This is a genomic window from Natrialba magadii ATCC 43099, assembly GCF_000025625.1.
GTDB classification, from domain to species: Archaea; Halobacteriota; Halobacteria; order Halobacteriales; family Natrialbaceae; genus Natrialba; species Natrialba magadii.
In genome coordinates, this window is record NC_013923.1 from 290,189 (window position 1) to 310,652 (window position 20,464).

Sequence of the window (20,464 nt, forward strand, 5' to 3'; positions counted from 1 at the left end):
ACTGGGTGACACAGTTCCTCTGGACACGGTGGACACGGCAAGCGGCGCTGGCGGGGCGTTCGATTTCACGTGCGATGCGGTCGATTCAGGACACTTCCCCGCTGTCGCTGCGACGCATATCTCACGTGCGGTCGCAGGGAGCAACCGATGGTGACGCCGGCCGGTAACAGCGACCGACGGCGACGAACCGATTCCCCGGCGCTCTCGATCCGGATCAGGGCTGAGAGTGTCCCGGTAGCAACAGCCAGAGCGACGCATTCGGAGATGCGAAACATCCGACGACAATGAGCACGCAAAACGAAGCGGACCAGCAACCAGACAGTGCAACGGCACACGGCACGGCCGATCCACTCCAGATTCTGGACGCGGACGGAACCGTGCTGTCGAACGCGACGGTTCCAGACCTTTCGGACGGCGACCTGATCGCGATGTACGAAGACATCAAACTCGCTCGCCGATTCGATCAGCGGGCGATCAGCCTGCAACGACAGGGACGGATCGCGACGTACGCGCCGATGACAGGACAGGAAGGAGCACAGGTCGCAACCGGGTACGCGTTGGCAGCGCAAGACTGGCTCCTCCCGACGTATCGAGAGCACGCCGCCAAGTACGTCCACGGAATGGATCTCGCATCGCTGTTGAAGCCACTGTGTGGTCTGCGGGAAGGGTACGCGATTCCCGACGACGTAAACGTCATGCCAGAATATATTCCGATCGCAACGCAGGTACCACAGGCCACCGGTATGGCCTGGGGGAAGCAACGACAGGGAGAGACGGATACTGCCGTCCTCTGTCACTTCGGCGACGGGGCGACCTCCGAAGGCGACTTCCACGAGGGCCTCAACTTCGCCGGCGTCTTCGACGTCCCCACCGTCTTCGTCTGTAACAACAACCAGTGGGCGATTTCGGTCCCTCGCGAACACCAGACTGCCAGTGAAACCATCGCCCAGAAGGCCGCAGCGTACGGAATAGAGGGGGTCCGAGTCGACGGCCTCGACCCGCTCGCCGTCTACGCAGTAACGCGTGCAGCACTCCAGAAGGCGAAGAACCCGGCCGACGACGAACGGCGGCCCACGCTCATCGAGGCCGTCCAGTACCGCTACGGCGCACACACGACCGCCGACGACCCATCAACGTACCGCGAGGAAGACGAGGCCGAGGACTGGCGCGAGAAAGACCCGCTCGACCGAATGCAGAACTTCCTCACCAACAGGGGACTGCTCGACGACGACCTGGAAGCCGAAATCGACGAACGGATCGAGACACAGCTCACCGAGGCGGTCGAGTCCGTCGAAGCAGCAACGACAGACCCGGCGACGATGTTCGATCACGTCTACGACGTACTTCCTGCTCGCCTTCGTGAGCAGCGAGCCGAACTCGAGTCCCTCCGCGAGAAGTACGGCGACGACGCGTTCCACGAGGTGTTAGAATGAGTTCGAAAAGCCCCGACGAGTCGACGACACCTCGCGATTCTCAGACCGAATCCGCAACCGAGACGATGAACCTCGTCGAAGCCGTCCGCCACGCCCTCCACACCGAAATGGCCCGCAACGAACGCGTCATGGTCCTCGGCGAAGACGTCGCCGAAAACGGTGGCGTCTTCCGCGCAACTGCAGGGTTACTCGAGTCCTTCGGCGGCGAGCGCGTCGTGGACACCCCACTCGCGGAGTCGGGAATCGTCGGTACGGCGATCGGACTCGCTATGACGGAGATGCGGCCGGTTGCGGAGTTGCAGTTCATGGGGTTTGCCTACCCGGCGTTCGACCAGCTCGTCAGTCACGCGGCGCGGATGCGAAGCCGAAGTCACGGCCAGTACACGGTGCCGATGGTGGTTCGTGCACCCTACGGCGGCGGCATCCGCGCACCGGAGCACCACTCCGAGTCCAAGGAGGCGTTCTTCGTCCACGAACCCGGTCTGAAAGTCGTCGTTCCGAGCACGCCCGCGGACGCGAAGGGGCTGCTTATCGCGTCGATTCGTGATCCGGATCCGGTCGTCTTCCTCGAACCGAAGCTGGTCTATCGCGCCTTCCGTGAGGATGTGCCGACGGATGCGTACGGGACACCGCTCGGCGAGGCGTCTATCAGGCGAGAAGGCTCGGACGTGACGGTCTACACATGGGGTGCGATGGTTCATCCGACGCTTATCGCCGCGGATAACGTCGCCGACGAGGACGGTATCGACGTCGAAGTCGTCGACCTGCGGACGCTCTCCCCGCTGGACGTAGAAACCGTCGTCGACTCGTTCGAGAAGACTGGCCGCGCCGTCATCGTCCACGAAGCGCCGAAAACAGCCGGACTGGGGGCAGAAATCGCAGCGACGATTCAGGAGGAAGCGCTCTTGCACCAGGAGGCTCCGATCAGCCGCGTCGCCGGCTACGACGTGCCGATGCCGCTGCACGAACTCGAGGACTACTATCTGCCGCAGGCGCTCCGGATCCAGGAGGGCATTCGCGAGGCAGTCTCATTTTAGGGCATATTGGCACCACGAAATCGGTCAAAGCCCACTGGTTGGGTTCAGAAGTTATCTGGGAGTTCCGTCACAAGAACTGGCGTGGTTTCTAAGTAAATTCGTTCATCGATTAATCATCATACAAGACATGTGAGTCGGAACTTCGAAGTTGGCATATAATCTCCCGCGATACCTGTCCACATCCAGCTAATCGGGGTATCGCTATGACAAGCATAGCTTTGTTCTAGCAATACTGAGCCGCATCCTGTGAGATTACCGTCACATCCGACTTCAGACATTAGTAACTCTTAGTCTCATAGAACGAACCGAGGGCTTGCTGTCGATCACTGACTCTTCTCACACTCCCTCAGCCATTGGTTTCCTCATAATTAAGACGGCGAATCATGTATCGTGAAAGTTATTATATGACCTTCCTTACATCTAAGAGTGGGAACTATAGCAGCCACTGCAAGTCACTTCGCACCTGATCGCACAGCCGTCGTGCGATCAGTGTGTAAATAGGTGCAGTTGTTACTATATCTAAATATGACCGAATCAAACTAGACTTACTCAAACGACAGTGTTTTGATCGGTGGGTCTAGGACGTAGCGACCCTCCGAACGGAGGTTGTTGCGTAGCAGGAACATCGTAGAGATAATCGATATCAGTCCCGACTGCTACCTTCGAGCGGAAAATCAGTAACCGAGAACCCCTGGGTGCACACCTTTTCTTCCGATGTGAATTCCAAATAGGTGGCTAAAATCCCGTGTTTTTCTTACTTTCAAAAACAATCAAAATCGAATACTCGGGTGATTAGACGACGGTCTTTGAGATGTTGAGTTTGGCGTCGGACCCGTGTAAAACGCTGATCCAGGAACCCCCACTTGGGCCAATGTCGCCTGTGAGTTCATTGCTATCCCAATCGGTGACAACGGTCACGGTTGCTTCGAATGCCTCTTCGATGCCAAGATCAGGTTGCTTTCTCGGTGGTGATCCATCCTCCTCTGCTCCAGCAAAACCATCGAACTCCAACGCCTCGTCGTAGACGACTTCCCCGGTATCGACGTTAGTGATCATGACGTCGATCATAACTTGATCTTCGTACCGATTGCTGACGGAGATGTACGTTGGCTCTTCACCTTCGGCATCCAGACAGCCAACTGTGAGTATTGTTCCGGCGGCTGTCGCGTTTCTCAGGAACGACCGACGTGTGTCGAGCATCAATTCAATATTCTTCATTTAACCAACGAGTAGCTTCTGATTCGGTACACTCGGAGAGGTCAGGTGTCCAGTTGGGATCCCCTGACGGGTCATCTTCGTACCCACAGAATTCAGACGGTGGGGGATTGGTGCCAACCCCGGGAAGCGAAAGTGCATACCCCGTCGCCATCGGCGTAATAGTTGCCTGAAACAAGGAGTCCTCAACGTGACCACAGGAATGATCGTCACTTCTTGGACCGTGCGTTCCTGGACAGTTGTCGTCGCCGTTCATCAACGAGTGGAGGAGTTCGTGCTTGACTGCATTCCTAAATGCACTCTCGCTCCCAACAATACTCTCCATAAGCTGCGCATTGACGACTGCGTAGCAGGTATCATCGGAGCGGAGCCGACTCCGGCTGGCACCCATTGTGACATCGCTGTCCAAGTCGCGTTTGTAGAGAAGGAGCCCCTGATTCCCATCGGGAATGAAGTCGACGTTGACTCCAGGTACATCCTCATCCTCAAGTTCACTCAGATAACCATCGTAGTCATCGTGGTCGGGCCCATCTCGTTTGCCGCGAGGTGTAGCTGATGAGTCAGTCCCAAGTTGGTCTGCGAGATTTCCAATGGCGTCCGACGCTACGATGAGGGTGTCATTGTCGACATCCTCGTCCCTGAACAATGTTACATCCAACGCTGGACTGGACATTAGCAACCCACCCCCGTTGTGATGTCGATAAACAAAAGTTCCGGACCGATTCTCGCCCAGCGACTATCATCAAGTGGCGCGGCCGGATCGATCCCAATGCGCTTGAGGAACTGTGTGACTGCCTCGCTCGGCTCACCTTTCTCGGTGATACCCCCCTCACTTGCAAATGTGAGTATATCTTGCTCTTGAGTTGAGAGTAGAGACAGTTGATCGTCCAGAACGAGTTGCTCAGTGGAGAACCACTCGTCGAATTCCGCAGCCGTCTTCGCGACAGATTCGGTACGGACGTGGTAAATCGCTACGTTTGCCTGCGTTGATCTGAGGGAAAGTCGGTAGTAGTCCCCGGTTTCGTCTTGGACATAGTGTGGGAAATCCACGCCGGCCAACTGGGTTGGGACGTTCTCTGACGCGCCGAACACGTACCCGCGCTGGCGGGGCATTGTGTCGTCGACTGAAGTGTTGGTTTCCGTTTCGAGAAGGTGCAGATACCGCTCACGGCCGATCGCACCATGAATTGCTTCCCAAGCAGCGGAGGTAAACTCGTCAATCGAGGTGATGGAATCCGTTCCGGGTTCCTTTCCATCTACGGATTCTGCGACGAGTACCGGCGCCTCTCTTGTTTTACGACCGGAAAATGAAACGTTGTACTGGTAATATTCGTCGTCGACGACGAAGCCAGTACCACGAACCCATGGTCGTTCGTACCGAGTGGTTCGACCGGTTTCGATAGCGGTGTTGATCGTCGACTGTGAATCATCGGCGAGCGTCTCGAACTGATCAGGCACGACCGCGGCGGGTGATCTGTCGCCGTATCGTTCGACTTCGACAGTCAGGTGCCGAGTTGCACTCTCGGTCTCGTCCGGGGTTCGTTGTTGATCCCCATTGCGAGCAGCGGCAACCGTGGTTAATCCAGCAGTTGCCGAAGCTCCTGCCGCAGCGAGAACTGTACGACGGCGGAGTGGGTTGTCTTTCGACATACAATATATTGTTATAATATAGTATTAAAAGGTATCTATTAAGTTAATGAGAATATTTACTAGAGTTAGTTAATATAGTATTTGCTGTGTTTTATTAAATAAGGAGATCTAACGGACCTTTTGATTTGGGTACAATATTTCAGGCCAGCGTCTGTCTTTTGCCGCCTCGAAGTCGACTTCAGGAACTCCGTGGAGGTGTTATAGACGATTACTCGAAATACCGGTGTGGTCGAAATAGTAGGGGAGTCGTGGTTGAGTGGAGTCCAGAAATTGAACAACAGTTGCCCCGTCCCGAGGTAAAAGACACAGGCCTGTGGACTAACAGAGTCATATTGACCAATGGAATCCTACTTCAGCTATCAGATCGCCGTCTCAATACGCCACCAGTACCGGTCCTGATAGGGGAGCTGTCGAAGATTTCGCTCTGCAACGTCTATGTTGGTGTTGCAGACTGACCACGTCCCGCCCCCTTCGATCTCGAGATTGTCACGGACGTTTATTGCCTTGCTCTCGGCGTATTCCACCTCATCGGAGGTGTCGGACTCGTGCCCAGCGATTCCCACTCCTACCTCTCGCTCCGCGGCGAAGACGGGATGATCCCACTCGAGTCCCTTGGCTACATCGTACTCGTCGTCACGCTGGTCGCCTACCTGCTCACCGAATCCGTATCTGGGTATCGTGCCTCCCGTCAAGGATGAGTAGCTGAATCTCGAGTTCCTGTCCGTCTTGGGCGGTACTAGCGGAACTGCGGTGCAACCTCCTCACCGAGTCGGCGGACGCACTCGACCATCGCATCGGTTCCGACACCCGGGTGTGCCGTCCGGAAAATGAAGTGGATGTCGTCGCCGAGCGCATCACGGTAGGACTCGAGTTCCGCCGTCACCTGCTCGGGGGTGCCAAAGATAGCCTGCTCCTTCAGCTCCTGTTTTCGCTCGTCGTCGAGGTCCTCGACGGACTCACCCGAGAATATTTCCTCGTAGCGGCGCTGGATGTAGAAGTAGCCGTCGCGCATGGTTTCCCAGGCGTCCTCGCGAGAGTCGCCGACCCAGCCGTGCTGGAGGACGTAGACCGTGAACTCGCCGTCGATACCTTCTTCGTCGCGAACTCGGCGGATGTCCTCGACGCGCTTTCGTACGCCCGCAACAGGCAGCGAGGAGGGCGCACACCAGCCCTCCGCAGTGCGAGCGGCGCGCCGCACGGCCGGCTTGGCCGCCCCGCCGAGCATGATCGGAACCGAGTCGCCGGTCGGCTTCGGCGTGATCGAGACATCTGTCGGGATGTCGTGGAAACTCGAGTTGTACTCGAGTTCCCCCGCACTCCAGGCACCGTCGAGAAACGAAACGAGGTCGGCGAGGCGTTCCGCACGCTCTTCACGAGGGACACCGAAGACGTCGAACTCGTCAGGGTTCGAGCCAATTGCGAGGCCGAGCGTGAGTCGGCCGTCCGAGAGCAGGTCGACCGTCGCGGCGTCCTCTGCGAGATGGATCGGGTCGTACAGCGGGCCGAGCGCGACACAGCTTCCGATTTCGATCTCCTCGGTGTCGGCGGCCATCGCGCCGAGTGTTGGCATCGTCCCGGAGAGGTAGCCGTCCTCGGCGAAGTGGTGTTCGGAGACCCACGCGCTGTCGAGTCCGGCGGCTTCGGCTTCGCGTGTGACCGTCCGAAGTTCGTCGTACAGCGCGGCCATCTCGCGGTCGTCGTCCGGTCGCCGTTGGCCGGTGAAGAGGCCAGTACCGAGTTTCATACGCCAACGTGTACGTGAACTAACTTAACCGTTGACACGAACTGCAACGATATGGTCCGAACCCGGAGATTTGTTGAGCGCACCACGAGGTCAGTGGTCGATAACCGTAATCTCCTCGACCGGCCACTGACTCAGAATCTCGACGCCGTTCTCGCGAACGACGACCATCTCTTCGACGCGGACACCCTGTCTATCCGCCGGCTGCATCGTCTCGACGGCCATCGTCATCCCCTCCTCGATCTCGATCGGATGGTCCGGTGAAAGGCCACGCCAGATCAGCGGCACTTCGTAGAGCTGGAGCCCGAGACCGTGGGCCCAGTGATTCGTCGTCATCTCCCAGAACTCGTCGGCGTCGTACCAGTCCATGTGCTCGCCTTCTTCGTCCGGGAACGCCTGGCAGATCTCGTCGGTCGTCGCACCGGGCTCGATGCACTCGAGTACGTTGTACAGATCGTCCCGTGCTTTTTCGTAGGCGTCCTGCTGTGCCTGCGTTGGCTGGCCGATCGAGAAGGTGCGGTAGTAACACGACCGGTAGCCGAGGTAGCCGATGTTGTAGAAGTCGGCGTAGACGAGGTCGCCCGGGCGGATCGCCCGGTCGGTGGTGTTCGCCTGGTGTTTGGGCCACGTGTTCGGCCCCGACGTAACGTAGCCGCCGCCGACGAACGCGCCGTGACGCCAGAGTTCGCGGACGGCTTCGCCCCAGACCTCGGTCTCGCGCATCCCCGGCTTGGCGGTGTCCTTGATGGTCTGAAAGCCAGCCTCACAGATCGAGGCGACCATCCGTAAACACTCGATCTCGTCCTCGGTTTTGATCTTCCGGGCGTCCTCCATCACCGCTTGTGCGGTGTCGACATCGACATCAACGCCGCGGTCCTCGAACACCGAGACGAGACTCTGATTGCCGATATCGATCCCGAGCGTCTCGTCGGCGACGCCGTACTCTTCCATCGCGTCGTGAACGGTTTCGGCCATCTTCGATCGCAGGAACTGGCGGGCCGAGGCGCTGCCAGAGGCTCGCGGAACGTTGCCGAGCCCCGGACAGGCATAACGGATGTCGTGAAGCCACGGGCAGTTGAACCGCTGGTTGCTCGCGTGGTCCGCGGTGTCCCAGTGAACGATGTCGCCGTTTTCGGTAAGGAGGGTGTAGTGGTCCGCGCCGCTGCCACCGGTCATCGCCAGCCCGGTCACGTAGCGGATGTTCGGATCCGAGACGAGGAGCATGGCCCCGAGGTTGGTCTCCTGGAGGCGTTCGAGCGCCCTCGCTTTGCGCTCTTCGCGGAGGCGCTGGGTATCGATGCGCTGTTCCCAGTCGACCGCCTGCGTTCCTCGAGTACCCGCCATAAACTGCCGGTCGTGAAACGACATGGATAGGTAGCGCATTCACGTTGGGCGACATAAATCCCAGCGCCGGTCTGTGTCGGCATCGTGTTTTGGTGACCAGAACCACCAGTCACGTCGGTAGTCGGCCGGCGCGCTCGAAGATGGTCAGAACGACGATCAAGGCACCGAGCAAGAGCGCACCGCCAGTGAATACCGCGTCGTAGGAATATCCCTGTTCGATGAGCGTCCCGACGGCTGAGGAGCCAAGCGCCTGCGTCGCCATCCAGAGCGAACTAAACACGGCGTAGGCACTCCCGCGCGTCGAGTCGGGAAGCGTATCGAGCATGAACGTATCCACCGCGGGAAACAGCGAGTGGATGACGAAGCCGACGACAACGGACATGACGATCAACCCGATCAGGCTCTCGACCATCGTCAGGACGATCACACTCACGGCGAAGACGCCGACGATACCGAGGAGGTACGGAATCTGCGGAAGCCTGTCGGCGAAGTCACCGCCGAAGTAGAACGCTGGAACGCCGGTGGCGAAGACGATCGTGAGCATCATCCCGGCTGCACGATCCGAGAGGCCCTTCGACTGGATCATGTACAGTTCGTAGAAGTTGAACAGGCCTTGCCAGACGAACACCGCGAAACCGACGATAGCGAGCGCGGTGGCGATAAGCCGCCACTCCGAGAGCGCGCCGGCGACGAAGTTGCGATCCGCCTGTCCCGCACTGGGCATCTCGGTTTCTCGGGCAACGAACCACGTGTAGACAGTGATGATGGCAGCACCGACGGCAATCGCCCACAGGGAGAGTCGCCAGTCGACGAACAGCGTGAGTGCGACGAACGGCGCAGCGACGACGGCCGCGATCTGGTTCGCAGCGCCGTGGATGCCCATCACTCGACCGATCCGCTCCGGATACAGCTCGCTCAGCAGTGGATTCGCCGAGACGAAGTAAACACCCGAAGCGATCCCCATGAAGAACGCGCCGACCATCAGGTGCTCGACGGTCGTCGCCGTTGCAGCGATTGCGGATGACACCGCGAGAATGGAACCTGAACTAATCACGACGTAGTGTCTGGGAACTTTCGTGAGAAGCCAGCCGGTCGGCAAGCGCGGGGCCGCACTCCCGATCCAGGCGAGCGTGACGATGAGCCCTGCAGTCGCCTCGCCGATACCGAACTCGCTGATAAAGACGTTGAGAAGGGGCGCAAAGACGATTCTGGCGAGGTTGATGAAGAAGACGAGAACGCATAGCGAGGTGAAGAGACGGGCCCTGGCCATAGCCCGTATTTCAGACCGTGAATCTCAAGGCTTCCGGAACAGTTCTCGTTTGCCTACATGTGGTCCCACACACATCAACGCCAAGTGACGCGGTGTGACGCCAAGTGACGCGGTGTGACGCCAAGTGACGCGGTGTGACGCCAAGTGACGCGGTGTGACGCCAAGTGACGCGGTGTGACGCCAAGTGACGCGGTGTGACGCCGAGTGACGCAGTGTGACGCCGAGTGATGTAGTGTGATTCTGGTTGTCACGGTGGCCGACCAGGAGAACTCACACTCACTCGTGTAACCCGCCAACTGACTCGTAGAACGACGACGATAGCGTTTCCGCCATATCCTCCTCGCGATCAATCCGAACGTCGATCACGTGTGGCACGTCCGCCGACTTGGCGGACTCGAGTACCCCAGCCAACTCACTGGGCTCAGTCACCCGCTTGCCGACCGCGCCGAAGGCCTCGGCGATGCCGACGAAGTCGGTGTCGTGGAACTCCACGCCGGCGATGTCGCCATCCTCGTGTTGCATCTGGCGGACCATCCCGAGGCTGGTGTCGTTCAGAATGACGAACGTGGGCGCGACGCCGTACTCGACGGCAGTTTCGACGCTGTTCATCGTCATCGAGAAGCCGCCGTCGCCGGCGACGGCGATGACGTCTGTTTCGTCGTCGGTTGTGAGCGCCGCAGACACCGCAGCGGGGTTGGCCCACCCCATACCGCCGACGCCGCCACTGCCGAAGTAGGTTCTGACGGCGGGCGTCTGGAGGTAGTACAGCAGCCAGAAGCGGTTGTTCCCCGAGTCGGCGGTGACGATGGTGTCCTCGTCGACGACTGACTGGATGGCCGTCGCAGCGCGCTGGGGCTTGATCGGTGCCGAATCGTCCGTACACTCGGGTGCGTCGAACCACTCACGAGCCTCGGCGGCGCGCTCGAGTGCCCACCCGTTCGACGAGCCTCCCGAACCTGCCTCGGCGAGCACCGCGAGCGTCTCGGCGGCGTCACCGATCAGGCCGACGTCCGCGGGATAGACCCAGCCAGCGTTTCGCGTGTCGATATCGGCGTGGATAATCGTCTGCTCGTCCGGGCGGATGAACTCGGGCGCCTGCCAGTTGGTGTCCATTGGGTTCAGCCGGCACCCAACGACCAGCAGCGTGTCGGCCTCGCTGACGACGCGGTTTGCCCCCTCGTGGCCGAAGGAGCCGATAACGCCCGCTGCCCGCTCGTCAGTTTCAGGGTAGGTCGACTTGCCGAGGTAGGACGTGACGACCGCACAGTCGTACGTCTCGGCAACCGCCGCGAGTTCGTCGTAGGCCTGTGCGGCGTGGACGCCGTTGCCCGCAACGATCACTGGTCGCTCGGCGGACTCGAGTACGCCCACCGCTGCCGCGGTGTCGGTGGCGGTCGGCGCGGCGTCCCACGTCCGCGTCTGTGCTGCTGCATCCCAGGCTCTGGGTGTTGGGTCCTCGGGAACCTCAGCAGTGATCGCGTTCCCGTCGAGGATAACTGCTGTCGGGCCGGAGCGACCGGCGACCGCGTGTTTGAACGCCAGTTGCGTCGAGCGAATCGTCTCGACCGGCGTCCGCGGGAACCACCACTCCTTGCTCACACCGTCGAGGATATCCGGGAGGCTGAAGCCACCGTAATCGCCGCGAGCCTGCTGGTACGGCGCGAGCGTCGAGTACTCGCCGCGCTCGGAGGCTTCGGTGAGAACAACCATCGGCGAAGAGGCAAGTCGGGCCTCCATCTGGCCGATCATGCCGATACTGCCGATCCACGGCCCCTGCCCGGTGAGGACGCCCGGATCTCCGGTTAGCCGGCCGTACATTTCGGCCATCACGCTCGCCTCGCGCTCGTCTCGCGGCCGGACGAGGTCGATATCGGCGTCGGGAACCGCCTCGAACAGTTCGATCACGCGGCCGCCCGGGTAGCCGAAGACGTACTCGACGCCGAGGTCCTCGAGTGTCTCGACGAGTGTGGCTGCTGTGGACGTCATCTAGAACGGTTGTCCATTCCACCGCTCTTTGTTCTACCGGTGTGATAGTACGTGCCGCAGTAACGAGTGACGGTTCAGCTAGCTGGCACCACACCGGGTTTCCGGTGAATGTGCCGGACAGAAGTCGGTATCACCGGCAAAACACGGGAGGAAAAACATCACTGCGTCGGCACACCGCCACCGTGACCGGACCCCCGCGATTCCGTCTCGCTGTCCGTGTCCGTGACCGGGACCGCAGACACCCGTCGGAACACCGCTTCTGGATCACGGTTCCAGTGCCAGTGCCACCGCGTCCGGACGAGACACCGCAGTTTGCGGGCCGTCGACAGCGACGGAGCCGACGTGAGTACGTCGTACTCCTGGGCGCGAATAATCGCGTGATGCTCCGCGTAGAGAACTGCAGCGAGTAACACCGGTAACTGGCAGTCATCAGGAAGATACTGAATGCCGGCAACTCCCTCACGGTATCGCTCCTCTGCACGCTGGAGTTCCTCGCGCATCACCGACTCGAACGAGTGGCTGTGCTCGAGACGCTCGATCTGTGTCTCGGAGACGCCGTGCTTCTCGAGTGTCCGCTGTGGCAAATAAATACGGTCACGCTCGACGATATCCTCGCGAACATCGCGTAGAAAGTTCGTCAACTGAAATGCCTCGCCGAGGGCGATCGCGTGCGGGAGTGCAGCCGCCTCCAGTTCGGGCTCCATATCCATGATCGCAGTCATCATCACACCGACTGCCGCCGCGGAGCCGCGCATGTACGACTCGAGTTGCGCGTACGTTTCGTACCGACTCGTCGTGATGTCCGACGCCATCGCGTCGATGAAGACGTCGACCTCTTCGTCCGTGATCTCGGCTGCGTCTTTCAACTCGGCAAAGGCCGCGAGAACGGGATCATCGGCGTCGACCTCGCCGAGCGCCTGGGCACGGAGGGACTCGAGTTCGGCGCGCTGCTCGGCCGGTGGCATACCGGCGGCGTCGTCGACGACTTCGTCCGCGATCCGAAAGAATCCATAGAGGACGTGTGTTGCGTGCCGAACGCGTGACGGAAGGAACCTGGTCGCGAGGTAGAACGTCTTCCCGGTTCGCTTCTGGATCGCCTTCGCCTTGTCCGAGTCGATGTGGCCCTGGTGCAGGTGCATTCTCTCTCCGCTGACGCAACGGGGGTCGTCAGGTGACAGGTCTAGCCGAGAGACAGATAAAAGAGCTAACCCACACTAGTATGGCTCTGGCTCTGGTTCGCCCTCGCCCTTACCCTCATCCCCGCCCTCGTCCTTACCCTCACCCTCGCCCTTACCCTTACCCTCACCCTCACCCTCGCCCTCGTCCTTACCCTCACTCGCCCTCGAACAGTTCGTCGAGAAGTTTCTGCTGAGCCAGTCGCAGGTGCTGGTGGTAGGTCGACCGCGAGATGTCCATCGACGCAGCGAGTTCCTCGCCGGAGATACTGCGAGGCCACTCGAAGTACTCCGCGTAGTAGGCCTTCCGAAGCGCCATCCGTTGGCGTTCGGTGAGCGCCGACTCGAGTGTGGACATGAGATCCTGGGCCGTCTGGGCCGGCCGCTCTACTTCCTGATAGCTGATCAGTTCAACCTGCTCGAAGCGGTCTTCGAGGTAGTCGTACATCGACCGACCCGACTGTGCGTTAGGCAGTTCGAGCGCCATGTCGGCGACGCCGCTGTCCGTCTCGAGGTGCCGAATGACCGCACCATGTTCGGCGAGCGTCGACACGAAGCTCCCGCTGCTGTCGAGCGTCAACTCGAGTAACGTCCCATCGTCGGTCGCCGAGAGCACCGTCGCGTCGGTGATACCGTGGCTGTCCGCTGCCGTCACCGCGACCGCCTCGGGACGGTCGACGTGGACGAACGCAAGCGGCGTGCCGTCGCCGTCGTAGGCGACTCCGCGGAAGGTAACCGTCGCCGCGAGGTCGTCAGCCAGCGCGGTAACGAACAACGAGGAGTCCTCGATGGCCAACTCGAGTTCGACGACCGCTTCGGTCGTCAGCATTCGGCGGGTCTCGAGTGCGTTGATTGCGGTCGCAATCGTCCCGGCGAGCGACTCGAGGATGAGCACGTCGCGGTCTGCGAACGCATTCGTCTCCGCGGCGAAAACGACGAGGACGCCGTACGTGACCTCGCCGTAAGCGATTGGCACCGCAGCCACGGCGTCGATATACTCCCCCGCTGCGATCGGCCACCACTGTTCGGCCGCCTCGAAGGAGTCGAGGTCGCTGACGACGCGAGAGTCACCCCTCTCGAGTGCAGCGACTGCCGGATGGCTCTCGTCCTGTCCGAGCGTGAGCTGGTTGTTCTCGAGTGGGACCTCGTCTTGGCTAGCCCACTCGCTGGGTGTGATCTGACGATTCGTTACGTCGACGCGGCCGATCCAGGCGAGTTCGTATGGCGACTCCGCTGCGAGTCGCCTGCAGACGCGTCGTTCGATCTCAGTGCGAGTTCCTGCAGTGACGGCTGCGTCAGTGACGTCTCTGATCAGCCCGTCGACCCGTTCGAGGACGTCCTCGAGTGCCTGCCGTTCGGCGCGGACGCGGGTTGCTGACTCTTCGGCGTCGATTTCGGCCAGTTTCCGGTCCGTAATATCGAGGTGAACGACAACGACGTGGCGTTCGCCGTCGACGCTGAACTGCCGCGCCCACATCGAGAACCACCGTTTTTCCCCGGGCGAGTGACACGGGTACTCCATCGTAAACGTCTGTTGGTCGCCCGCGAGAAGGCTCTCGAGTCCGGTGACTGCGCGCGAGGCATGCTCGTCGTCGGTGGTCGACGCGACAGCAAGATAGTCGACACCGACGTGGTCCGACGGCTGCTCGTTCGGGCCGAACGTCCGCCACTCCTGGTTCGTCAACAGGATTTCGCCATCACTCCCAAGAACAGCGACCGTAACCGGCAACGTCTCGAGTGTCGCTGCCGCCAGTTCGTTCTTGGTTGACATCGGTGATACCTAGGGGGAGCACGCTCTTAACGAGCGCGGAAGTCGAAAGTTCGTCCAGAGGGTTTGATTCGGCGAAAACAGCTCGTATTCTGTCTCGTCCGTTGCTCACTGCGTGAGTTCGACTGCAACCCCACCATCCATCTCGATAGCGATGCTGATCTCGTCGAGTTTCTGTGTATACTCACTGACGTGTTGGCCCGATCGGCGGATTCGAAGCCGTTCTTCGAGGACGGCTGCGTCGGTGAGGAGGTCGAGTTTGCGATAGGTTGTCGACAGTGGGACGTCACAGCTGTCAGACACCTCGCTTGCCGAGAGGTAGTCGTCGGTGTCAGTAATCGTCTCGAGGATCGCTCGGCAGTCGGTGTCAGTAAGGATCGAGAGGAGTTTGTCGGCATCGCCGTCGGCGGCCAGTTTGTCGTCGCTGTGTCCGTCAGGTGTGGTTCGGGGCGACGTCGCCTGCATCGAGTGACTCATACTACTGCGTAGCCGCGGGGAACCAACCAGTGTGCACCACAGATATGATGGGATCTTTATAAGCAATGCAGAACAATCGCCGAGATAGCGGTAGATCGAGGAGACGGCAAGATAACTCGTGAACGAACAGCAAACGAACAGGACGTACCACGACAGGTCGAGTTCGGCTCTACCCACAGCTATCCGTCACAGGCAGTATCAAACGCGTTCCGATTGACCGACGCCCCACAGATAACACACCCATTCTCGACGAGAGCCTCCCGCATGGAAGCGTTAACTGTAATGGACTGGGAACACTCCGGGCAAACGAAGGTGTAGTCCTCACAGGTGCTCATTGGTAGTTGCTGAGACGGCGTGTTGTAATAAGTTCCCGTCTCTTGTGCGACTCAGTGAGAAGCCTCCCACACGGTCGGATCAAACCGCACGTTCAAGACCCCTGAATACAAACCACCAGCAGAGAGTATGTCGTCCGGAATCCGTGCGACGGTGTCGTTCGAGACGCCAGTTGGGTGTCCAATCGCAGCCTTCTCGAGACGCACGGAGACGACGATCGACCAGCTTTCGACGAGTGTCACGCAGCCGATGGCCGATAAGAGCACCACCGAATTTCTGGCGAAGACCGATGTCTCGGTGGCATCACTCGTCGAAGAGTGCGACGACGCTGCTGCTGAGAACGGCAACGGGGACACCGAAGCCACCGCTGGCAAGCAACCACACGCACCACAGACCGACACAGCACAGACCGACAGAGCGGAACAACCCGATCCACTGGTCACCGAATCCGTGTTTGGCCCGGTATTCTCCTACGGCGAGACGAACCTCTACCGCTGGGTTCGCGACGAGGACCAGCAAAACTCGTGTCCGTGCTCGTGCCCATGTGCGTGTCTCGGCTCGTTCGGCTGTCCCGTCCACCGCTACACAGTCGACAACGGGGTCGTCACGCTCGTCTTCCACGCAACGGATTTCGAGGAGTTGCAGACGATCATGAACGAGTTTCGGGACCGATTTCCGAGTGTCGACGTCAAACGGCTGCTTCAGCCGCCACTCGAAGGCACGCCAGACGAACGAGTGTTCGTCAACCGGGGGAAACTTACGGATCGCCAGCAGGAGGTACTCGAGACGGCCTACCGGATGGGTTACTTCGAGCGGCCAAAAGGCGCGAACGCGACGGAGGTGGCGACCGAACTCGACATTACGCAGTCGACGGTAACCGAGCACCTGAGTGCGGCCCAGCGCAAGATTTTTGCGGATGTACTCGGCCAGTGAGTCGCTGTGGCGGCGACCCCATGCCCGAACGACGTGGTGATCGACGAACGGGAACGGAACTGGTTTACTACCGCACACAAATCTCTCAGCGTACGACAATGGCACTCGCCGAGGAAACCGAAATGACGGAGGCAGAGATAGATGCCTTTCTCAGCCGTCACGAAACAGGTGTGCTCGCGCTCGCGGATTCGGACACGCCGTACGCGATTCCGATCTCGTACGGCTACGACGCCGAGAGCGCAACGTTCTATATGCGGCTCGTCTCGACGCCCGAGAGCGAAAAGCGACAGTTCCTCGAGTCGTCGCCACGCGTCCGCCTCGTCGTCTACGAGGAATCCGACGGGGGGCGCACGTATCGGAGCGTCGTCGCCGTCGGAACGATCGACGAGATCGACCCTGAGGACCTCACAGCGGCACACATCGAACAGTACGGCGAGGCAAAACGGCCGTTGTTCGAAATCTGGGGCCAATCGAAGCCGGACCTCAACATTCAGCTCTACGAGTTCGAGCCGACAGATCTGAGTGGCCGCCGGACCGAAATCGAACGGGACGACGAGTAGTGAGTAGTGATCAGTAGTCAGTAATTAGTAGTCAGTTATCAGACGGCGGTGTAGCAGCAACGCGACACAGACACGCTGCAGTCGCCCTCGAACCACAGATCGGACAGCCGTGTCTCACGATCGCTGCTGCGACCGAGTCGTCGACCTCGATCTGGTGTCGACACGCATCGCAGGTGAACGTGAATCGAGATTGAGAGGGGAATTCATCGTGTCGATGCGGCGATGATCCAGCCCGTGACGGAGACGGGGACAGGGACAGGGACAGGGACAGGGACAGGGACGGTGATTCATTTTCAGGCATCGGTTACTCTCCTACTCGAGAAAACGGGACCACCCATCACCAACTCTCAGCCACTATATAGGGGCCCTTCATCACATGCTCGACAGCAACTCGGCAAAGTGCCGAAGGCAGAAACGCCACCAATCCGGCCCCAGACGACTGTAACAGTGGATACGGCCGGACAATCACTACCGTGGCTGCGTCGCGACGCTTGCCGTGGAGTGCACCACCGGCGACCGCGACAGTGACCCCGTGCTCGAAGTCGCGTTCTCTGGAGGGCACCCCGGGCAGAGACACTGAACGCCCCGCCTGCTGGTTCAGGCCAACGCGTTATCCGCAGCTTCGATGTGTACTCGAGTACCAGTCCCGTTGGGACCCATCACCGCTCTGTCTTGGCACGTGTGGCTGACGCCGAACAGGACGTGCTGACACTGACAGTGGTAGTGGCAGTGGCAGTGGTTGCACAATCGAACCCCGACATCGATTCACAGCTATGGAACAGGACACAATCGACGAAGACACGAGCGAGATGTGGACGAACTGGTCGGGCAGCATTTCCTTCGAACCGGATCGAATTCTCGAGCCAGAGAGCGAGACGGAACTGCAGTCGATCGTTCGAGAGTGTGCCGAGCGGGGTGAGACCGTTCGCGTTGTTGGGTCGGGTCACTCCTGGACCCCAGTCGTCGAAACCGACGGCGTGCTCGTCTCACTCTCGAAAATGACCGGACTGATCTCTCACGACGCGGACGCCAAGACGGCAACGCTCTACGCGGGGACGACACTCGAGGAGGCGGGGACGGAGCTCCACGACAGGAACCTCGCCATGCCGAATCTCGGCGACGTCTCGATGCAGACCGTCGCGGGCGCGTTCGGGACGGGAACGCACGGGACGGGTCCCGAGTTCGAAAATCTCTCGGGGACACTCATCGGTGGTCGAATGGTCACCGGGACAGGCGACGTGCGGGAGTTCAGCGCCGAGGAGGACCCCGACCTCCTGCGTGCGGCCCAATTATCGCTTGGAACCCTTGGCATCTTCACCGAGATCGAACTGGACCTGCAGACGACCTACAAGATCCAGCGCCGTGAATACTGTACGAACTGGCGAGCGTGCAAAGACCACATCCCGACGCTGATCGAAGAGAACCGCAACTTCGACTTCTACTGGTACCCCCGTTCGAACGAGGTAAAGCTCCGGCTGCTCAACGCGCCGGGCGGCGGCACAGATCACGAGGACCTCTCGTACGCGACGCAGGTCGAGGATCAGACCGGCTGGTGGCAGGAGATCATCCCGGAACACGACGACATCGGCCGCGAGTTCGACGAGATGGAGTACGCACTCCCAGTCGAGGATGGACTCGACTGCTTCGAGCGCGTTCGCGAACGGGTCCGCGAACGCTGGCGGGCCGATGTCGGCTGGCGGTTGCTCGTCCGTACCGTCGCGGCAGACGACGCGATGCTCTCGGCCGAGTACGACCGCGACGTGATGACGATTTCGTGCATCCAGAACGCCGAATTGGACCACTGGGAGTACTTCGAGGACATCGAACCAATCTTCCACGAGTACGACGGCCGCCCACACTGGGGCAAGAAACACACGCTTCGCGCGCCCGAACTCCGGGAGCTGTACCCTGAGTGGGACCAGTTCCAGGAACTCCGACGCGAACTGGATCCGGACGGCGTGTTCATGACCGACTATCTCGAGAAGCTACTCGAGGAGGGCGACTCATGACGGAGTCGGAACCAAATACGGATTCAGCGGCAGAACAAGCGGGAGACGCCGGTGGTGAGTCGCTAGCGCCGATCGGCGAAACGCGCTGGGAGATTCCCGGCGGACACGTCCCCGTCGAGAGCACCGGCCCGGAGCCGGAGCTGGTCAGCAACGAGAAACTGTGTCTGCTGAACACCGGTCCGGAGATGGCGACACTCGAGCTTACCCTGTACTATGCGAACGGGCACGAAGCCGGCCCGTATCCGCTCAGCGTCGCGCCGGAGCGAGTCCGCCACGTTCGGGTCAACGACCTGATCGACCCGTACGCGCCGCCGCTGGCCGAGGACTACGGGATCGTCGTCGAGTCCAATGTGCCGATCGTCGTTCAGTGGAGTCGACAGGATACGCGCCAGGCGGCGAACGCGGGGCTCTCCACGATGGCGTACGGCGAGGACGACGTGTCGACAGAGTCCGACGGCTAGCTGATTGGTACGGCTGATTGGTGGTGGACGACAGCGACCAGCTGGCGTCTGGTGGACGATGGACGACAGGACGGCACCGAACCGGACGGCAGGGAACGCGACGCGTCGAGTCCCGGTCTACGTAATCAGTGTGATCAACACGAACAACGTCACGATCGACGCGAGCGTCGTGGTGAACACGTTCAACGACGCGAACTCCTCGTCGCCCTCGAGTTGGGCTGCAAAAACGTACGTCGAAACAGCAGTTGGCGTCCCGAGCATGACGACCGAGGCGGCGAACGTCGCGGTGTCGACCGCGAGAGCGGAGAAGGCGACCCACGCGAGCACCGGCATGGCGACGATTTTCACTGCGACGACGGAGCCGGTTGCGCCGTAGTCGATCGACGGCAGATCGACGTCGAGGGACGCACCGACACAGAGGAGGGCAAGCGGGAGCGCGAGCGAACCGATTGCGTCGAGCCCGACGACGGCAGTTCCCGGGAACGTAATTCCAAGCGAGCCGATCGCAAGGCCGACCAGAAGCGAGACGAGGACCGGATTGACGGCCAGCCCGCGCAGTTCCTCGGCGAGTTCGGCGTCGGCACCGTTCGCCGTCGAGAGGACGACGATCGTTAGCGGGACCTGCACGAGGGTCACGACGCCGAGGATCACGCTCGCGATTGCGGTAACCGGATCGGCAAACGTCGCGGCAACCAGCGGCAGACCAAGGTACCCCAGATTCGAGTGATACGACTGGACGATCGCGACGCCCTGTCGGCCGCTGTCTGCCTTGTTCCGGTGAACAAACCACGCGATTCCGGCCGTCGTGAAGAACACGACGAGCAGGCCGCCGACCAGTTCCAGCGACAGTAACTCACCAATCGCCTGATCGTACGTCGAGACAAAAATGAGCGCCGGCAGCGCGACGTAGTAGGCGACGGCGTTCAACCGATCAGTCCGGGTTGCATCGAGAATTCCGGACACTCGAAGCCCCGTGCCGACAAGCAGGACAACGAGCAACGCCGACAGCCGAAGAAGCACCTCCATACTCGGCCCAGTCGACTGGGACGTTTCTGCCACACGGTTGCCTATG

Annotated in this window: 21 protein-coding genes; 7 read left to right on the forward strand and 14 right to left on the reverse strand. The window is 60.4% G+C overall.

Features of this window, described 5'->3' with window-relative positions; all coding sequences use genetic code 11:
* Positions 1-284: 284 nt before the first annotated feature.
* Complete coding sequence (pdhA, locus tag NMAG_RS18765) at positions 285-1,433, forward strand: pyruvate dehydrogenase (acetyl-transferring) E1 component subunit alpha (protein WP_004214425.1); 1,149 nt, start codon at positions 285-287, stop codon at positions 1,431-1,433.
* Positions 1,430-2,470, forward strand: coding sequence for an alpha-ketoacid dehydrogenase subunit beta (locus NMAG_RS18770; protein WP_004214426.1), 1,041 nt, complete (start codon positions 1,430-1,432; stop codon positions 2,468-2,470). The genes pdhA and NMAG_RS18770 overlap by 4 nt, the downstream gene beginning before the upstream one ends.
* Positions 2,471-3,262: 792 nt before the next feature.
* On the opposite strand, the gene NMAG_RS18775 is transcribed toward NMAG_RS18770, so the two are convergent.
* From NMAG_RS18775 to NMAG_RS21795, 4 genes are all read right to left on the reverse strand, one after another.
* The gene (locus tag NMAG_RS18775) at positions 3,263-3,688 is read right to left on the reverse strand and encodes a hypothetical protein (protein ID WP_004214428.1); all 426 of its coding nucleotides are present in this window, start codon (positions 3,686-3,688) and stop codon (positions 3,263-3,265) included.
* Positions 3,675-4,358, reverse strand: a complete 684-nt coding sequence (locus NMAG_RS21180) for a hypothetical protein (protein WP_012996926.1) — start codon at positions 4,356-4,358, stop codon at positions 3,675-3,677. Before NMAG_RS21180 ends, NMAG_RS18775 begins: the two co-directional genes overlap by 14 nt.
* Entirely contained in the window at positions 4,358-5,335 is a 978-nt protein-coding gene (locus NMAG_RS18785) for a hypothetical protein (protein WP_004214430.1), read from the reverse strand. The genes NMAG_RS21180 and NMAG_RS18785 overlap by 1 nt, the downstream gene beginning before the upstream one ends.
* A 359-nt stretch (positions 5,336-5,694) precedes the next feature.
* The gene (locus tag NMAG_RS21795; protein ID WP_148221943.1) at positions 5,695-5,898 is read right to left on the reverse strand and encodes a hypothetical protein; all 204 of its coding nucleotides are present in this window, start codon (positions 5,896-5,898) and stop codon (positions 5,695-5,697) included.
* On the opposite strand from NMAG_RS21795, the gene NMAG_RS22260 reads away from it, so the two are divergent.
* Positions 5,881-6,033 carry a hypothetical protein gene (locus NMAG_RS22260; protein ID WP_160165655.1) on the forward strand — a complete coding sequence of 51 codons (153 nt, stop codon included), beginning with the start codon at positions 5,881-5,883 and terminating at the stop codon, positions 6,031-6,033. The two genes, NMAG_RS21795 and NMAG_RS22260, sit on opposite strands and share 18 nt — an antisense overlap.
* A 38-nt stretch (positions 6,034-6,071) precedes the next feature.
* Here the strand turns inward: NMAG_RS22260 and NMAG_RS18795 are convergent, their stop codons facing one another.
* The 8 genes from NMAG_RS18795 to NMAG_RS22845 all read right to left on the reverse strand — a co-directional run bounded on the left by NMAG_RS18795 (position 6,072) and on the right by NMAG_RS22845 (position 15,431).
* Positions 6,072-7,079, reverse strand: coding sequence for an LLM class flavin-dependent oxidoreductase (locus NMAG_RS18795; RefSeq protein ID WP_004214432.1), 1,008 nt, complete (start codon positions 7,077-7,079; stop codon positions 6,072-6,074).
* A 90-nt stretch (positions 7,080-7,169) separates the two neighbouring features.
* Complete coding sequence (locus tag NMAG_RS18800; protein WP_004214433.1) at positions 7,170-8,444, reverse strand: M24 family metallopeptidase; 1,275 nt, start codon at positions 8,442-8,444, stop codon at positions 7,170-7,172.
* 85 nt (positions 8,445-8,529) lie between these two features.
* On the reverse strand, positions 8,530-9,690 hold the full coding sequence (locus tag NMAG_RS18805) for an MFS transporter (RefSeq protein ID WP_004214435.1): 1,161 nt from the start codon (positions 9,688-9,690) through the stop codon (positions 8,530-8,532).
* Between the two features lie 276 nt (positions 9,691-9,966).
* Positions 9,967-11,676: a thiamine pyrophosphate-binding protein gene (locus NMAG_RS18810; protein ID WP_004214436.1), complete on the reverse strand. Its 1,710-nt coding sequence runs from the start codon at positions 11,674-11,676 to the stop codon at positions 9,967-9,969.
* Between the two features lie 158 nt (positions 11,677-11,834).
* The gene (locus NMAG_RS18815; protein WP_049916157.1) at positions 11,835-12,809 is read right to left on the reverse strand and encodes a phytoene/squalene synthase family protein; all 975 of its coding nucleotides are present in this window, start codon (positions 12,807-12,809) and stop codon (positions 11,835-11,837) included.
* A 199-nt stretch (positions 12,810-13,008) separates the two neighbouring features.
* Positions 13,009-14,622, reverse strand: a complete 1,614-nt coding sequence (locus NMAG_RS18820) for a bacterio-opsin activator domain-containing protein (protein WP_004214438.1) — start codon at positions 14,620-14,622, stop codon at positions 13,009-13,011.
* A gap of 105 nt (positions 14,623-14,727) precedes the next feature.
* Entirely contained in the window at positions 14,728-15,096 is a 369-nt protein-coding gene (locus tag NMAG_RS18825) for a helix-turn-helix domain-containing protein (RefSeq protein ID WP_012996929.1), read from the reverse strand.
* A 179-nt stretch (positions 15,097-15,275) separates the two neighbouring features.
* Complete coding sequence (locus tag NMAG_RS22845; protein ID WP_012996930.1) at positions 15,276-15,431, reverse strand: DUF7560 family zinc ribbon protein; 156 nt, start codon at positions 15,429-15,431, stop codon at positions 15,276-15,278.
* A gap of 127 nt (positions 15,432-15,558) precedes the next feature.
* On the opposite strand from NMAG_RS22845, the gene NMAG_RS18830 reads away from it, so the two are divergent.
* Together NMAG_RS18830 and NMAG_RS18835 are read left to right on the forward strand one after the other, a co-directional pair.
* Positions 15,559-16,362 carry a helix-turn-helix domain-containing protein gene (locus NMAG_RS18830; protein WP_004214440.1) on the forward strand — a complete coding sequence of 268 codons (804 nt, stop codon included), beginning with the start codon at positions 15,559-15,561 and terminating at the stop codon, positions 16,360-16,362.
* 98 nt (positions 16,363-16,460) lie between these two features.
* Positions 16,461-16,922 carry a pyridoxamine 5'-phosphate oxidase family protein gene (locus NMAG_RS18835; RefSeq protein ID WP_012996931.1) on the forward strand — a complete coding sequence of 154 codons (462 nt, stop codon included), beginning with the start codon at positions 16,461-16,463 and terminating at the stop codon, positions 16,920-16,922.
* Between the two features lie 31 nt (positions 16,923-16,953).
* Here the strand turns inward: NMAG_RS18835 and NMAG_RS22850 are convergent, their stop codons facing one another.
* The gene (locus tag NMAG_RS22850) at positions 16,954-17,223 is read right to left on the reverse strand and encodes a DUF7560 family zinc ribbon protein (RefSeq protein ID WP_081446732.1); all 270 of its coding nucleotides are present in this window, start codon (positions 17,221-17,223) and stop codon (positions 16,954-16,956) included.
* A 472-nt stretch (positions 17,224-17,695) separates the two neighbouring features.
* On the opposite strand from NMAG_RS22850, the gene NMAG_RS18840 reads away from it, so the two are divergent.
* Both NMAG_RS18840 and NMAG_RS18845 read left to right on the forward strand, forming a co-directional pair.
* The gene (locus tag NMAG_RS18840) at positions 17,696-18,931 is read left to right on the forward strand and encodes a D-arabinono-1,4-lactone oxidase (RefSeq protein WP_004214442.1); all 1,236 of its coding nucleotides are present in this window, start codon (positions 17,696-17,698) and stop codon (positions 18,929-18,931) included.
* A complete protein-coding gene (locus NMAG_RS18845) occupies positions 18,928-19,392 on the forward strand; it encodes a sensory rhodopsin transducer (RefSeq protein ID WP_004214443.1) in 465 nt (154 codons plus the stop codon). Before NMAG_RS18840 ends, NMAG_RS18845 begins: the two co-directional genes overlap by 4 nt.
* A gap of 117 nt (positions 19,393-19,509) precedes the next feature.
* On the opposite strand, the gene NMAG_RS18850 is transcribed toward NMAG_RS18845, so the two are convergent.
* Complete coding sequence (locus tag NMAG_RS18850; protein ID WP_004214445.1) at positions 19,510-20,418, reverse strand: AEC family transporter; 909 nt, start codon at positions 20,416-20,418, stop codon at positions 19,510-19,512.
* Positions 20,419-20,464 lie beyond the last annotated feature (46 nt).

Excerpts from the sequence above, each read along its gene's own strand:
- NMAG_RS18850 (WP_004214445.1), bottom strand. The coding sequence starts at position 20,418 with ATGGAGGTGCTTCTTCGGCTGTCGGCGTTGCTCGTTGTCCTGCTTGTC.
- NMAG_RS21180 (WP_012996926.1), bottom strand. The coding sequence starts at position 4,358 with ATGTCCAGTCCAGCGTTGGATGTAACATTGTTCAGGGACGAGGATGTC.
- NMAG_RS18775 (WP_004214428.1), bottom strand. The coding sequence starts at position 3,688 with ATGAAGAATATTGAATTGATGCTCGACACACGTCGGTCGTTCCTGAGA.
- NMAG_RS18840 (WP_004214442.1), top strand. The coding sequence starts at position 17,696 with ATGGAACAGGACACAATCGACGAAGACACGAGCGAGATGTGGACGAAC.
- NMAG_RS18785 (WP_004214430.1), bottom strand. The coding sequence starts at position 5,335 with ATGTCGAAAGACAACCCACTCCGCCGTCGTACAGTTCTCGCTGCGGCA.
- NMAG_RS18795 (WP_004214432.1), bottom strand. The coding sequence starts at position 7,079 with ATGAAACTCGGTACTGGCCTCTTCACCGGCCAACGGCGACCGGACGAC.
- NMAG_RS18825 (WP_012996929.1), bottom strand. The coding sequence starts at position 15,096 with ATGAGTCACTCGATGCAGGCGACGTCGCCCCGAACCACACCTGACGGA.
- NMAG_RS18845 (WP_004214443.1), top strand. The coding sequence starts at position 18,928 with ATGACGGAGTCGGAACCAAATACGGATTCAGCGGCAGAACAAGCGGGA.
- NMAG_RS18770 (WP_004214426.1), top strand. The coding sequence starts at position 1,430 with ATGAGTTCGAAAAGCCCCGACGAGTCGACGACACCTCGCGATTCTCAG.
- NMAG_RS18810 (WP_004214436.1), bottom strand. The coding sequence starts at position 11,676 with ATGACGTCCACAGCAGCCACACTCGTCGAGACACTCGAGGACCTCGGC.
- pdhA (WP_004214425.1), top strand. The coding sequence starts at position 285 with ATGAGCACGCAAAACGAAGCGGACCAGCAACCAGACAGTGCAACGGCA.
- NMAG_RS18800 (WP_004214433.1), bottom strand. The coding sequence starts at position 8,444 with ATGTCGTTTCACGACCGGCAGTTTATGGCGGGTACTCGAGGAACGCAG.
- NMAG_RS22845 (WP_012996930.1), bottom strand. The coding sequence starts at position 15,431 with ATGAGCACCTGTGAGGACTACACCTTCGTTTGCCCGGAGTGTTCCCAG.
- NMAG_RS22850 (WP_081446732.1), bottom strand. The coding sequence starts at position 17,223 with ATGCCTGAAAATGAATCACCGTCCCTGTCCCTGTCCCTGTCCCTGTCC.
- NMAG_RS18820 (WP_004214438.1), bottom strand. The coding sequence starts at position 14,622 with ATGTCAACCAAGAACGAACTGGCGGCAGCGACACTCGAGACGTTGCCG.
- NMAG_RS18835 (WP_012996931.1), top strand. The coding sequence starts at position 16,461 with ATGGCACTCGCCGAGGAAACCGAAATGACGGAGGCAGAGATAGATGCC.
- NMAG_RS18830 (WP_004214440.1), top strand. The coding sequence starts at position 15,559 with ATGTCGTCCGGAATCCGTGCGACGGTGTCGTTCGAGACGCCAGTTGGG.
- NMAG_RS18805 (WP_004214435.1), bottom strand. The coding sequence starts at position 9,690 with ATGGCCAGGGCCCGTCTCTTCACCTCGCTATGCGTTCTCGTCTTCTTC.